The following is a 13301-nucleotide window of genomic DNA, read 5'->3' as shown; positions in this document are numbered from 1 at the left end:
GCATATCAAGTGATATGTAATTACTTCCCGATGCAAAAATTTGCGAATATATTTCCCAGTAATTCATCATTCGATACTTGGCCGGTTATTTCACCGAGATGATAAAGTGCTTGGCGAATATCAATGGCCAGGAGATCGCCGCTAAGGTTATCATTAATCCCTTCCTGGACTCTTATGATCTCTTCCAAAGCTTTTAAAAGTGCATCGTAGTGGCGACTATTGGTAACAATAGTGTCGTTGTTTCGAAGTGCGCCGGTATTGACAAAATCCAATAGCCGGGTTTCCAATTCCTTTAAACCTTTTCCACTTTTAGCCGATAAAAGAACGTGGGACCCTTCGACAGAGCTCAGGGTGACCTCGAGTATTTTTATCTTCTCTTCCGACAGATTGTCAACCTTATTAGCTACAATTATTAAATTTTTTAAAGGATATTTATTCTTTATAGTTTCAATTTCCACCATAAATTCATTGTTGTCGCCCTGAGCTTGTCGAAGGGCAGAAACCTGAAACTTCTCCGCATCAAAAAGGTATATAACTACTTGCGCTTGCTCAATTTTCTCAAAAGTTTTGCGAATGCCCAACCCTTCAATAACGTCTTCAGTATCGCGGATTCCGGCAGTGTCAATAAATCGGAATCCGATTCCGCCTATGCTTATTTCATCCTCAATGGTATCTCTCGTAGTTCCGGCTATATCACTTACTATGGCACGTTCCTCATTTAAGAGTGCATTCAACAACGTAGATTTTCCAACGTTTGGTTCCCCCACAATCGCAACGGGAATGCCATTTTTTAAAACATTGCCAAGTGCGAAAGAATCGATAAGTCGTTTTAGTACGTGGGTTATTTTGGAAATAAGCTTTTGGAATTCCTCCCGATTGGCGAATTCCACATCTTCTTCAGCGAAGTCGAGTTCCAATTCTATGAGAGAAGCGAAATTCAAAAGCTCTTCCCGCAGTTTTTGAATTTCTGAAGAAAATCCACCCCGCATTTGCTGCATCGCCAATTGGTGACTGGCAGCACTATCGCTGGCAATAAGGTCCGCAACCGCTTCCGCTTGGCTCAGATCCATTTTTCCGTTTAGAAAGGCTCTTAGTGTAAACTCTCCCGCTTGCGCCATTCGGCAACCCTTTCGGAGGCATAATTGCATTATTTCCTGTTGGATATAATGACTGCCATGACAGGAAATCTCGACCACATTTTCCCCCGTATAGCTATAAGGGTTTTTAAAAATAGTAGCGAGAACTTCATCAATAATTTTTTCTCCATCCTTAATATGTCCCAAGTGAACAGTATGCGACTTCTGCCGGGAAAGATCTTTTCCAGAATTAGATTTAAATAGGGAAGAAGCAATAGTAATAGCCTCTGGCCCGGAAAGCCGAATTACCGCAATCGCCCCGGCCCCAGAGGGAGTCGCCATCGCTACTATGGTATCTGTGTGTGTCATTGAGAGCAAAGGTAAGATTTAGTTTGGGAATTCATTAAAATGAAAAAAATCCGCAAAGAGCGGATTTTTATAGCTGTAAGATTATATTTCAAATTATTCCTTTACGAATTTCATTACAGCTCCTTTTTGGGTTTTAAGTATATACATTCCTGTAGCAAGGGTTTCAACGTTTATACTTTCATTAGGATTGATTATTCCGTCCGCGACTTTCGAAGCGTACATAGAATAAATACTATAGGGCTCGGACATAATTATATTTGAAATTTGAATGGATCCATCAGTTGAGAAAAGAGGTGTTGCTTGTACAAATAGAGGAAACAGTTGCTAATTCATAAAAAAATGAATTAAATTCCAAAATACATTCATTTTTTAAAATTTAATCCGAAATTTGTAATCTATAATTTTCTTAATCTCATTTTAAACTCTAATGATATGATGACAAAAACCTTATCAGGAACCCATTTTTTCCGCAATCTATTTTTTATTGCCAGTTTTCTTTTTTGCGCTTCTTTATTTGCACAAGATGCAGTAAAGGAAAATAAAGGGATTTTTCAATTTGAATCTTCCGAAATAGATTACGGAACCATTCCACATAATGCGGATGGCGTTCGATCTTTCAAATTCAAGAACGTTGGAAATGCTCCCATAGTAATTACAAATGTAAAAGGAAGCTGTGGCTGCACCGTGCCTACCAAACCCGATCACGCCATAATGCCAGGAGAAACTGGAGAAATCGGGGTAAAATATGCTACCAATAGAGTTGGCCCTTTTGCCAAAACAGTTACGGTAACTTCAAACGCAAGTGAGGGGACTGTGGTTCTAAAAATTAAAGGAAAAGTCTTGCCAGATCCCGCAGCAACTCCTGCAAAAGTGGATTCGCATAGCTAGAAATAATCCAACTCTATATTATATAAAAAGCCGTCCCGTGCCTAATATGGGTCGGTTTTTTTATATCCAAAAACGAATTATATTAATGGAATAAAAAAAGTCCACCACTACAGCAGACTTCAATTTTTGATGTTTATTTTCATCCCGCATCCAGCATCCAGCATCCGACTATCCAGCATCCAGAATCCAGCATTTAGATACCTGATCCGGGCATCAAGTACCTGTCTCTAGCCTTAGTTATTCAGCATCACCGGCATTACCAGCATAGTCACTGTTTCTCCTTCATCCAGGCCATCTACTGGAGTGAGAATTCCGGCGCGATTTGGAAAGCTCATTTCTAAAGAAATTTCGTCACTGTTAAGGTTGTTCAGCATTTCGGTAAGAAAACGGCTGTTAAAACCGATTTGGATATCATCACCTTGGTAATCACAAGTAAGACGCTCTTCGGCCTTGTTGCTAAAATCGATGTCCTCTGCAGAAATGTTCAATTCGGCACCAGCGATTTTAAGGCGGATTTGGTGCGTAGTTTTGCTGGAGAAAATGGATACACGGCGAACTGAGTTTAGGAGTTGGTTTCTCTCCATTATCAGTTTATTCGGATTTTCTTTCGGGATAACGGCTTCGTAATTAGGATATTTTCCATCAATCAGACGACATACCATTTCGGTATTGTCAAAAATGAATTTGGCGTTGCTCTCATTATACTCAATGGTAACATCCTCTTCGTTTCCTGCGAGGATATTCTTAAGAAGATTTAAAGGTTTCTTGGGCATAATGAACTCGGCAGTCTGTGATGCACTAAGATCTTCCCGTGTATATTTCACCAATTTGTGCGCGTCCGTAGCAACGAAAATCAGATTTTCCGTGGAAAATTGGAAGAACACACCGCTCATTACCGGTCTTAAATCATCATTTCCCGAAGCAAAAATTGTTTTATTGATTGCGGTTGCCAAAACATCAGCCTGTATTTTAGTGGAAGATGGATCTTTTAGCTCAACAACATTTGGGAATTCTTCAGCATTGGCATAAGCCAGGGCATACTTACCGTGGTTGGAACTTATTTCAATGGTATTATTGTCTTCTACAACAAATGTAAGAGGTTGTTCCGGAAATGTTTTTAAAGTTTCCAGCAATAGTCTTGCAGGTACGCAAACCTTCCCGCTTTCTTTACTTTCAACTTCCAGCTTTGAGGTAATAGTCGTTTCAAGGTCGGAAGCAGAAACGCTAAGACTGTTTTCCTCTAGATTGAAAAGAAAGTTATCCAAAATAGGCAATGTATTGCTACTGTTCAGAATACCTCCCAAAACTTGAAGGTGTTTTAATAAATAAGAACTCGATACGATAAATTTCATTAGCTGTAATTTTTATGAAATAATTCTAAACGGAATTTTAAGTAACTGTTTTTGAAAAATAAGCTTTTTAATTCTTTCTAATTTCTTTATAAACCCTTATGTTGAATGGTTTCACCACAAACAAGGTTGGTGAACCTGTCGAACCACAAGTTTGGTGAGCTTGTCGACCCAAATTATCAATTAAACGCTCCCAACAAAGTTTACCTAGCGGAGTAAAGGTTACCGAGCAAAGTTGAACTATAATGTCAATCAAACGCTGTAAACAAAGTTTACCGAGCGAAGTCGAACTATAATGTCAATCAAACGCTGTAAACAAAGTTTACCGAGCGAAGTCGAACTATAATGTCAATCAAAAGCTCTAAACAAAGGTTACCGAGCAACGTCGAACTATAATGTCAATCAAAAGCTCTAAACAAAGGTTAACGAGCAACGTCGAACTATAATGTCAATCAAAAGCTCTAAACAAAGGTTACCGAGCAACGTCGAACTATAATGTCAATCAAAAGCTCTAAACAAAGGTTACCGAGCAACGTCGAACTATAATGTCAATCAAAAGCTCTAAACAAAGGTTACCGAGCAACGTCGAACTATAATGTCAATCAAAAGCTCTAAACAAAGGTTACCGAGCAACGTCGAGGTACAAATATATTTGAAATGATGTTTTGGTTAAAACAAACTTATCAACATTTACCTAGTGTATTTTCGTTTTCTAAACCACATAAATAGCATTCCAAAAATCGCTAAAAATCCTAGAGGAAGCAGTAGATTGACCATTTGCCAGAGTGTTCTTTGTTGCATGGTTTTTTGATTATCCAAAAATGGAACGGCAATTTGGCGCGTTCTAATGTTTATAAGTCCGCTGTCATCCAAAAGATAATTGACCGTGTTCAGCAGAAACTCCTTGTTGCCATAAAAGGCATTGGTCCCCTTATCATAACCTAATTCCAGTGGCCGGCTGCCCTGCATTTGATTTTTAATAACGTCACCATCGCTTATAACCACCATTTTGGTTGGCTTCCCATCATCTTCATTTGTAAGTCCATCTTGCAATTTTATGGGTTTGATCCTATTTTTGAAAACAGAAGTGAATTTTCCTTCCAGCAGGACTGCCAAAGGAATTTCGCCAGCATTATATTCATTCGGTTTTGGACCCTCATTTACAACTCTCAGATTATTGGGAATTTCCCTGTCATAGTCAATTTCGAAAGGAAGACCTACGATTTTTGACAATGGGGAAGTGGAAAGAAGTACTGTTTTCTTTATCCCATTTGGAAGGGTGTCTATAGCACTTGCAAAATCAAATTTTACTGCTTCAATATTCGATACTATGGGATGATCGGCGGTGCTACTGCTCAGCGGACTAAAAAACCAGGGATATTTTTCAAATTGCGATTCGCGATCCTCGCCACTTGCCAAGAGAATGGGCGCAGAATATACGTCTTTTACCAAATTGGGATTTATCCGGATACCATATTTAAAAAAGAAGTCATTGAGGTTTAAATCCATTCCAAAAACAAATGCTTTTCCAGTTTCCGGATCCAGATGCGTTTGGGTAGCGTCAAGAAGCCACAGAGAATTTCCGCCATTCATAATATATTGATCCACAACGTATTTTTCAGCGTCGGTAAATGCTTCTGTGGGCTGTGCTACAATGATCAAATCAAAATCTTCCAGCGCTCTTAACGTCTTTGAGGGATTGGATGCAACGGAGTCTAATGTAAAAGGGGCAATAAAATAATATTCCTTTAGTGTGGAGAAAAAATCCGCGATATAACGGTCATCATATTCTCCATTTCCCTTAAGTACAGCGACTTTTTTGGATCTTTCGGTAACTAACTTTTTAAATCCATCCGCAAATGCATATTGTAGATTTTGAAGCGAACTGTTCACTCTTTCTTCAGAGGTAGCACCTAATTGATTTTTCAACAAAGGAATTTTAACCGTTTTTCCGTTATGATGGGCAAGGGCCCAAGGATAAACAATTTCTGTACTTTGTTTACCGCCTTCAATGACCGAAATTTGTGCAGGCGTCATTCCGAATTTTTCAAATTGCTGTTGAAAATGTTCCGAACCCTTTTCCGAAGGATTGACGAAATCGAATTTTATATTGGAATTGTAAGAAGCAAATTCGTCCAAAAGTTGCTTTGTCTCGCTTTGTAATCTTTTGAATTCAGGAGGGAAGTTGCCTTTTAGAAATACGTCAACAATGATTGGCGAATCTGCTTGGTCCACAATTTCCCTCGCTTCGTCCGAAAGCGTAAAACGTTTATCTTGGGTAAGGTCGAAGCGTTTGTAAAAGAGACTTCCAAGAAAGTTCAAAAGAATTAAACCCCCTATTAAGATTGCGATGGGAATAGATTTTTTAATCGAAGTTGTCATTATTGTTTCTTCAATTTAAAAATTGTTATTCCTATAAAAAACACGGTCATACTTAGGAAATACAATAAATCCCGAGTATCTAAAACTCCACGTGCTACACTATCAAAATGGGCTTTCATTCCTAATTGTGAAATATTAAATGATGAAGAATTGAAACCTTCAAATCCGTAATAAAGTGCAAAACATAGAAAAACCGCTACGATAAATGCCACAATCTGATTTTGTGAGAGTGTAGAGGAAAAGATTCCGATGGAGGTGTATGCAAATACCAAAAAAAGCAGTCCGATATAAGAACCAACAGTGCTTCCTACATCCAAATTCCCAATCGGATTACCTAATTCAGATATGGTATACACGTAAAGTAAGGTGGGAATAAGTGCGATAATAATTAATATAACAGCTCCAAAATATTTGCCCAGTACAATCTCCTTTAAAGAAATTGGCTTGGTCAAAAGAAGTTCCATTGTTCCCATTTTCATTTCATCACTGAATGCTCGCATGCAAACAGCAGGAATCAGAAAAAGCAAAACCCAAGGTGCAAGTTCAAAATAGGGAGAAAGATCTGCAAATCCCGAATCGAGAATATTGAAATTTCCGTTAAAAAGCCAGAGAAACAACCCGTTAATTACCAAAAACACCGCAATGACCAAATACCCAATCGTACTGGAAAAAAAGGAATTAATTTCACGTTTTATAATTGGTATCATTTTAGGTTTTCCAGTTTCTAATTTCTTGTTTCAAGTTAAAGGCTCAAAATTTGAGATTATAATTAAGCCTGTGGAAGCGCCATCATTATTCCGAATTTATCACTTAAACTCAGGGGATACTCACTAGTGTATCCACGCTCCAAGCTTCCGCTCCTTCGCGGAACAAAGGCTTTGTTTTACTCCACACATCTCTAAAGAGGTCACTTTTTCTGTAATTCTCCAAAGCTTCCACATCTCTCCAACGGCTATAGGTAAAGAAGATTGTATCATCATTTTTATCCCTATACAGTTCCAAAAAGCAACAGCCATCAAAATTGCATATCTTTTCCTTAACCTTATCAAAATTGGCTAGAAATGTAGGCGTCTCCTCCTTTCTAAATGTCATTTTTACAATTCGCGTAAACATATCTCCTATTTAAAGTTGATCCCTGCCGTCAACAATTCAATAAAGACGTGTGAACAAGGATGGTGCGCTAGTCGAAGCATGGGGCCAAAGTTAATGAGTTTATCGACCTAAGTTCTAAAAGCGAAGCCGAGGCACGTTATAATGCATCGGAAACAAAATTAACCGTAAAAGAATCACGGAAACCCAATCCAATTAGGCTTGAGGCTCCTCCCACTGTTGAGGGGTTGCTCTTGTAAATGGCCAATTCCAAATAATTTGAGGAATTCCAAAGAGCCAATTTTTTTCCACCCTCCTCCCGTCTATCCGCGGGAAGATCAAAATTAATGGCGTCGCTATAATTTGCATTGATCTTAGTAATTTTAATAGACCTTGCCGCAATAATGAAATCCCTACCACGTCCAACCTGTTCAAAAAGCTTTTTGCTTATATTGCTTATGGCATTCCCATAATTGTCAATATAGATAATATTTCCAATAATCTGCGAACCGTTCCTGTTCACCACTGGACGGATTCCAGTCATCTCCTTGATTTCCGTTGTGACCTTTCCAATGACATCCAACGTTCCTCCCCGGGCAATATGTCCCGCCACCTTTACAAAAACATCCAATACCGGAAAATTACTTATAATGCGATCGTGGATATTGATTTCTACAATTTTCTCGGGTCGTATTTCCGCAATTAACATGGATATTATCCCATTATCCGCACAAATAAAATAATGATCGTCCAGTAGGACAGCAATATGCTTGTTTTCAGGGTTTAATTCGGAATCCACACCAATTATATGGATCGTTCCCTTTGGAAAACTTTTATAGGCACTTTGAATAATATAGGAAGCCTCATGAAGATGGAACGGAGCAATGGAGTGGGAGATATCAACAATTTTTACATCTTCCAATTCGGTATATATCGCCCCTTTGACTGCGCCAACAAAGTGGTCCTTTTCTCCGAAGTCCGTTGTAAGTGTGATAATCGCCATATGGGAATTGTTGATATTTTATTAAAACAAGTACGACAAAAATAGGTTACTTTTGTTAGTAGGAAAAACTATTTTGGGGTAATAAACCAATAATAATGTGGAACAATTTTAGAAGATGTGGAGGACCAGATTTATTTCAGATTTAAAGGTTTTTTATCTTAATATTATAGCCTAAAACTAATTGCCATTTTAAACATTTAAAATAAAGCACCGCCTTTTGAACGAACTGATAATTGAACTTACCGACATTGGCCCAAGGGAATTCTTCGGACAGGAAAACGCCAATATTGAATTGTTGAAGAAGTATTTTCCAAAATTGAAAATTGTAGCTAGGGGCAACAAAATTAAGGCCTATGGTGATGAAGAAGTCCTAGAGGAATTTGATAGGCGAATTACGATGCTTTTGGAGCAATATGCCAAGTACAATAAAATTGACGAAAACGTTATCGAACGGGTTTTACTAAGCCGAAATAGGGAGGAATATGAAACTCCTGCAGGTAGCGGCGAAGTGATTGTACACGGGGTAAGTGGAAAACCTGTAAAACCATTAACGGCAAACCAACGAAAATTGGTTGCCTTAATGAATAAGAATGATATGGTTTTTGCCGTTGGCCCAGCAGGTACAGGGAAGACCTATACGGGCGTGGCATTGGCTGTCAAAGCATTAAAAGATAAGGACGTCAAACGGATAATATTGACACGACCAGCGGTTGAAGCGGGGGAGAACCTTGGCTTTTTGCCCGGAGATTTAAAGGAGAAATTAGATCCCTATATGCAGCCTTTGTATGATGCTCTTCGCGATATGATTCCTGCGGAAAAGCTCGCTTCACATATTGAAACTGGGGTAATTCAGATAGCGCCTTTGGCATTTATGCGCGGCCGTACTTTGGACAACGCCTTTGTGATTTTGGATGAAGCCCAAAACACCACTCATGCCCAGATGAAGATGTTTCTCACCCGAATGGGAAAAAATGCCAAGTTTATGATCACAGGAGATCCCGGACAGATTGACTTGCCACGTCGCGTAACCTCGGGTCTAAAAGAAGCATTGTTGGTCTTAAAAGATGTTGATGGAGTGGGAATGATTTATTTGGATGATAAAGACGTTATTCGTCATCGTCTAGTTAAGGAAGTGATAGCAGCCTACAGAAAAATTGAAAATGTTGATTAGGGGGAAGTGTTGGATTAATTAATATTTGTTTATCGTCATCCGTAAATCTAAAATCGTCAATCGTAAATCTAAATTCTAAAATGAGTAATACCATTATCTCCACTAACTTCAATTTCCCAGGCCAAAAACGAGTTTATCACGGAAAAGTCCGTGAAGTTTATACTTTGGAGAACAACCTGCTTTTAATGGTTGCAACAGATAGGCTCAGTGCATTTGATGTTGTTATGCCAAAAGGAATTCCCTACAAAGGGCAAATATTGAATCAAATAGCCACCAAAATGATGGAGGCTACCAAAGATATTGTTCCCAATTGGTTAATAGCCGTTCCCGATCCAAATGTTGCTATAGGCGAAGCCTGCGAACCTTTTAAGGTTGAAATGGTAATCCGCGGTTACTTAAGTGGACACGCAGCACGGGAATACAAGTTGGGTAAAAGAATGCTCTGTGGTGTATCGATGCCTGAAGGTATGAAGGAAAATGATAAATTTCCAGAGTCCATCATAACACCGGCAACAAAAGCCGAAATGGGCGATCACGATGAGGATATTTCAAGAGAGGATATTATAAAAAGAGGTATAGTTTCCGAAGAGGATTATCGCCAGCTCGAGGATTACACCCATAAACTCTTTAAAAGAGGTAGCGAAATTGCGTCAAAAAGAGGATTGATTTTAGTGGATACTAAATATGAATTCGGCAAAACGAAAAATGGCGAAATCGTATTGATCGATGAAATCCATACCCCAGATTCCTCCCGTTATTTTTATGCTGACGGATATGAGTTACGCCAAAAAAACAACGAGCCTCAAAAACAGCTTTCTAAAGAGTTCGTTCGCCAATGGCTTATCGAAAATGGCTTCCAAGGTTTGGAAGGACAAACAGTTCCCGTAATGACTGACGAATATATTCATAGTGTCTCAGAAAGATATATTGAGCTCTACGAAAACATTACCGGTGAAACCTTCGTAAAAGCCGACGTATCTAATATTCATCAGCGAATAGAAAAAAACGTGCTGGAGTATTTAAAATAGATATTAGACATTATTCATTAGTCATGGTTCTTGGTGTCTGGTTTAGTTCTTGTAGCGAAGCAGTCCTTAGTATTGTAGCGTAGCGGTATAGGTTCTAACAGTGCAGCGGTTTTGGTTCTTTTACCCGAGTTCTATCTTTCCCGAAAATTAAAATTGTAAACATATCCAAAACTCAATTCGCTGAAATCGGCCTGGCCCAAATTGGCACTAAGATGTGCACCCAGATAAAAGTTGTTTTTCGGGGAGTTTTCCATTCCTATTAAATAGTATTTTAATCCTATTCTGGAGGATATTCGATGTTTGATTTTATACTTGAAATTGAGATCTCCCAATACCCAATCGGTGGGAATTTCCCGAGGTGTATTTTCCCAACCTTCATTTATCCGGTAATCGAGTTTATAGGCGGGTTTATAGATATTATATCCCAGTTGCAGATCAATCCCTATGTGATTTAAGAAAACTTCACCGTGGATACTAATTCCCAAATTTGAGGCGTAGTACAGTGGATTGTCTTTAAAATACTCAAATTCCCTTCCGGTCTGTACCAATGACTCATTGTCTATAATATAGTTATGATAATGCTCATATAGCCTAGCGTAAAATCCAATTCCTACTTTATAGGTATTGTTGTACACTCGTCCATATTCTCCCGCAATGGTATAAACGTTTTGCCGGTCATTAATCGCAACACCCAGAACATTCTGTCCAAATCCTCCTCGAAATGCAAAATAATCGTACACGGTTTGATTATAATTAGGTAGGATGGCGTTCTCGTTTTCGGGGTATTTCAACGGGTTTTTTATATCTGCGGAAAGGCTTACTAAAAATGAATTAAAACCAATATTCAATAGTCGCATATGGCCATTGGAATGATGGGAATAGCCTAGACCCAATCGCCAATCAATATTGTCACCTCTTAAAAACATATAGTAAAAATAGGAGCGAAAAGCCCAAGTTAAATCAGTGGTAACAACGTTATTTTGCGGGTTGGTTTCAGGATCATGCTTTTTTGTAGAATAGGAAGCACCCATTGCAGTTTGGAAGGTTAGGCGCTCATTTCCAAATACCTTAAATTCAATAAAAGGCAAAACAGAAAATGCTAAACCCAGAGTGTCCAAATTTCCGAAATCGGTAACGCCCATAGAGATTCCGGTTTTAGGACCTTTTAACTGTTGTGCCCATTGTTGTGGATCATTTGTATGATATCGGCCAAAACTTAAAACGATCTGTTTTTGAAATCTAGTTGAAGGAAATCCTTCATTACCTTCCATTGTTTTTCCGAAGAGAATTTCAGGTGTAAATGTAAACGCGCTATTTTTCCACTCTCCTTCATTTTGGCCCATGGTCAAACCGCATAAGAATAGAAAGAAAACGATGGTTAGGTTCTTCATTTGGTGCTGCAAGTAACAATTTATAGATTAATTTTTAAAATATTAATGGTACATTTAGTTGGAATTTTTATAAATCCATATTGGAAAAATTTGATTATATAATTTCTGAAATGGCTTCCCTTGCCTGGGGATTACCTTTGTTAATTATTCTGATAGGAGGGGGGCTTTACCTTATAATTCGAATTAGATTTTTGCCATTTCTTTATTTGGGTCACGCAATTGCGATTTTGAAAGGGAAATATGACAACGAATCTGATGCAGGGGAAATCACCCACTTTCAGGCTCTGGCTACCGCACTTTCTGCGACTGTGGGAATGGGAAACATCGCTGGCGTAGCGGTCGCAATTTCGATTGGTGGGCCTGGAGCAGTTTTTTGGATGTGGATTAGTGCTGTAATTGGAATGTCCACCAAGTTTTTTACCGCAACCTTGGCAATTCTTTACAGAGGTGTTGATAGCGAGGGGAAAATCCAAGGAGGTCCTATGTATTTTATAATGGAGGGCTTGGGTAAAAAATGGTTTCCTCTCGCCGCTTTTTTCAGTATCGCAGGTTTGGTGGGGGCATTGCCGGTATTTAATGCCAACCAGCTTACCCAAGCAATTAACGATATTGTCTTAAAACCTATGGGCCTATACAGGGGTCTCCAGACAGATTTTGTAATTGGTATTGTCCTGGCAACATTGACAGCCATAGTTATTTTGGGAGGTCTATCCCGAATTAGCAAAACCGCGTCAAAGTTGGTTCCGGCAATGGCAATTCTTTATTTTGTGCTCGTGGCTGCCATTTTAATTGTACATATTGATGTAGTTCCCGAATACCTAGCGTTCATTTTTACCGATGCCTTTTCTGCAAATTTTTATAAGGGAGATGCCTTTTTGGGTGGTGTGGTAGGCGGTATAATAATTTTGGGAATTCGAAGAGGAGCATTTTCTAATGAAGCAGGCATCGGTACAGCTCCAATGGCACACGGCGCGGCCAAAACCAACGAGCCTATTAGGGAGGGATTGGTGGCAATGTTAGGACCTGCAATAGATACATTAGTGATCTGCACTTTAACAGCACTTGCAATTTTGGTGACAGGAGTTTGGCAGAGTAGCGATGCGAATGGGGTAAGTTTAACGGCATCGGCCTTCGAAGAGAGCCTTCCCATTATTGGGAAATATGGTTTGATGGTCTGTATAGCCATTTTTAGTATTTCCTCCTTATTTTCTTATTCGTATTATGGAACCAAGTGTATGTCATTTCTCTTTGGAGCCAAGAATAAGGGCATATACAATTACTTCTATATATTGAGTATAATAATAGGTGCCACCACATCTTTAAGTATGATGATAAACTTAATAGATACTTTCTTTGCTCTCATGGCTATTCCCACTATGACGGCAACCGTAATCCTTGCTCCAAGAGTTATAAGAGAGGCGAGGATTTATTTTGCAAAATTGAAAGCCGGGTATTAATGAAGAAAATTTCCAGAGGGAATTTACTTCCTCTCTATAGAATTTAAACAATGCTTTTGAAATAACTATTCGTTGATTACACTGTCTTTCGCTTTTCT

Annotated in this window: 12 protein-coding genes; 4 read left to right on the top strand and 8 right to left on the bottom strand. The window is 38.8% G+C overall.

What is annotated here, in order from left to right:
• Positions 1-20: 20 nt before the first annotated feature.
• Positions 21-1445: a tRNA uridine-5-carboxymethylaminomethyl(34) synthesis GTPase MnmE gene (gene mnmE, locus EI546_RS05480; protein ID WP_128249600.1), complete on the bottom strand. Its 1425-nt coding sequence runs from the start codon at positions 1443-1445 to the stop codon at positions 21-23.
• Positions 1446-1538: 93 nt separating this feature from the next.
• Positions 1539-1694 (bottom strand): T9SS type A sorting domain-containing protein, encoded by a 156-nt coding sequence (locus EI546_RS05475; protein ID WP_128249599.1) that lies wholly within the window; start codon positions 1692-1694, stop codon positions 1539-1541.
• Between the two features lie 183 nt (positions 1695-1877).
• Here EI546_RS05475 and EI546_RS05470 point away from each other — a divergent pair, with 183 nt between their 5' ends.
• On the top strand, positions 1878-2333 hold the full coding sequence (locus tag EI546_RS05470) for a DUF1573 domain-containing protein (RefSeq protein WP_128249598.1): 456 nt from the start codon (positions 1878-1880) through the stop codon (positions 2331-2333).
• A 233-nt stretch (positions 2334-2566) separates the two neighbouring features.
• Here the strand turns inward: EI546_RS05470 and dnaN are convergent, their stop codons facing one another.
• The 5 genes from dnaN to EI546_RS05445 form a co-directional block, all read right to left on the bottom strand.
• The gene (gene dnaN, locus EI546_RS05465) at positions 2567-3685 is read right to left on the bottom strand and encodes a DNA polymerase III subunit beta (protein WP_128249597.1); all 1119 of its coding nucleotides are present in this window, start codon (positions 3683-3685) and stop codon (positions 2567-2569) included.
• Between the two features lie 687 nt (positions 3686-4372).
• The gene (gldG, locus tag EI546_RS05460; protein ID WP_164905178.1) at positions 4373-6064 is read right to left on the bottom strand and encodes a gliding motility-associated ABC transporter substrate-binding protein GldG; all 1692 of its coding nucleotides are present in this window, start codon (positions 6062-6064) and stop codon (positions 4373-4375) included.
• On the bottom strand, positions 6064-6771 hold the full coding sequence (gldF, locus tag EI546_RS05455) for a gliding motility-associated ABC transporter permease subunit GldF (protein ID WP_128249595.1): 708 nt from the start codon (positions 6769-6771) through the stop codon (positions 6064-6066). Before gldF ends, gldG begins: the two co-directional genes overlap by 1 nt.
• Positions 6772-6880: 109 nt before the next feature.
• Positions 6881-7177: a putative quinol monooxygenase gene (locus EI546_RS05450; protein WP_128249594.1), complete on the bottom strand. Its 297-nt coding sequence runs from the start codon at positions 7175-7177 to the stop codon at positions 6881-6883.
• Positions 7178-7313: 136 nt separating this feature from the next.
• A complete protein-coding gene (locus EI546_RS05445) occupies positions 7314-8156 on the bottom strand; it encodes an SAM hydrolase/SAM-dependent halogenase family protein (RefSeq protein WP_128249593.1) in 843 nt (280 codons plus the stop codon).
• Between the two features lie 217 nt (positions 8157-8373).
• On the opposite strand from EI546_RS05445, the gene EI546_RS05440 reads away from it, so the two are divergent.
• A complete protein-coding gene (locus EI546_RS05440) occupies positions 8374-9327 on the top strand; it encodes a PhoH family protein (RefSeq protein WP_128249592.1) in 954 nt (317 codons plus the stop codon).
• 80 nt (positions 9328-9407) lie between these two features.
• Positions 9408-10355: a phosphoribosylaminoimidazolesuccinocarboxamide synthase gene (locus EI546_RS05435; protein WP_128249591.1), complete on the top strand. Its 948-nt coding sequence runs from the start codon at positions 9408-9410 to the stop codon at positions 10353-10355.
• A gap of 131 nt (positions 10356-10486) precedes the next feature.
• On the opposite strand, the gene EI546_RS05430 is transcribed toward EI546_RS05435, so the two are convergent.
• Positions 10487-11746 (bottom strand): acyloxyacyl hydrolase, encoded by a 1260-nt coding sequence (locus EI546_RS05430; protein ID WP_128249590.1) that lies wholly within the window; start codon positions 11744-11746, stop codon positions 10487-10489.
• Between the two features lie 110 nt (positions 11747-11856).
• Between EI546_RS05430 and EI546_RS05425 the strand changes: the two genes are divergently transcribed.
• The gene (locus EI546_RS05425; protein ID WP_410198317.1) at positions 11857-13203 is read left to right on the top strand and encodes an alanine/glycine:cation symporter family protein; all 1347 of its coding nucleotides are present in this window, start codon (positions 11857-11859) and stop codon (positions 13201-13203) included.
• Positions 13204-13301: the final 98 nt, after the last annotated feature.

Source organism: Aequorivita sp. H23M31 (assembly GCF_004022485.1).
Lineage (GTDB): Bacteria > Bacteroidota > Bacteroidia > Flavobacteriales > Flavobacteriaceae > Aequorivita > Aequorivita ciconiae.
This window is presented reverse-complemented; position numbering and strand designations above follow the sequence as displayed.

What these genes read in the sequence shown, in the direction of transcription:
- EI546_RS05475 (WP_128249599.1), bottom strand. Translation starts at nt 1,694, where the DNA reads ATGTCCGAGCCCTATAGTATTTATTCTATGTACGCTTCGAAAGTCGCG.
- EI546_RS05430 (WP_128249590.1), bottom strand. Translation starts at nt 11,746, where the DNA reads ATGAAGAACCTAACCATCGTTTTCTTTCTATTCTTATGCGGTTTGACC.
- dnaN (WP_128249597.1), bottom strand. Translation starts at nt 3,685, where the DNA reads ATGAAATTTATCGTATCGAGTTCTTATTTATTAAAACACCTTCAAGTT.
- EI546_RS05425 (WP_410198317.1), top strand. Translation starts at nt 11,857, where the DNA reads ATGGCTTCCCTTGCCTGGGGATTACCTTTGTTAATTATTCTGATAGGA.
- EI546_RS05445 (WP_128249593.1), bottom strand. Translation starts at nt 8,156, where the DNA reads ATGGCGATTATCACACTTACAACGGACTTCGGAGAAAAGGACCACTTT.
- EI546_RS05450 (WP_128249594.1), bottom strand. Translation starts at nt 7,177, where the DNA reads ATGTTTACGCGAATTGTAAAAATGACATTTAGAAAGGAGGAGACGCCT.
- gldG (WP_164905178.1), bottom strand. Translation starts at nt 6,064, where the DNA reads ATGACAACTTCGATTAAAAAATCTATTCCCATCGCAATCTTAATAGGG.
- EI546_RS05435 (WP_128249591.1), top strand. Translation starts at nt 9,408, where the DNA reads ATGAGTAATACCATTATCTCCACTAACTTCAATTTCCCAGGCCAAAAA.
- gldF (WP_128249595.1), bottom strand. Translation starts at nt 6,771, where the DNA reads ATGATACCAATTATAAAACGTGAAATTAATTCCTTTTTTTCCAGTACG.
- mnmE (WP_128249600.1), bottom strand. Translation starts at nt 1,445, where the DNA reads ATGACACACACAGATACCATAGTAGCGATGGCGACTCCCTCTGGGGCC.
- EI546_RS05470 (WP_128249598.1), top strand. Translation starts at nt 1,878, where the DNA reads ATGATGACAAAAACCTTATCAGGAACCCATTTTTTCCGCAATCTATTT.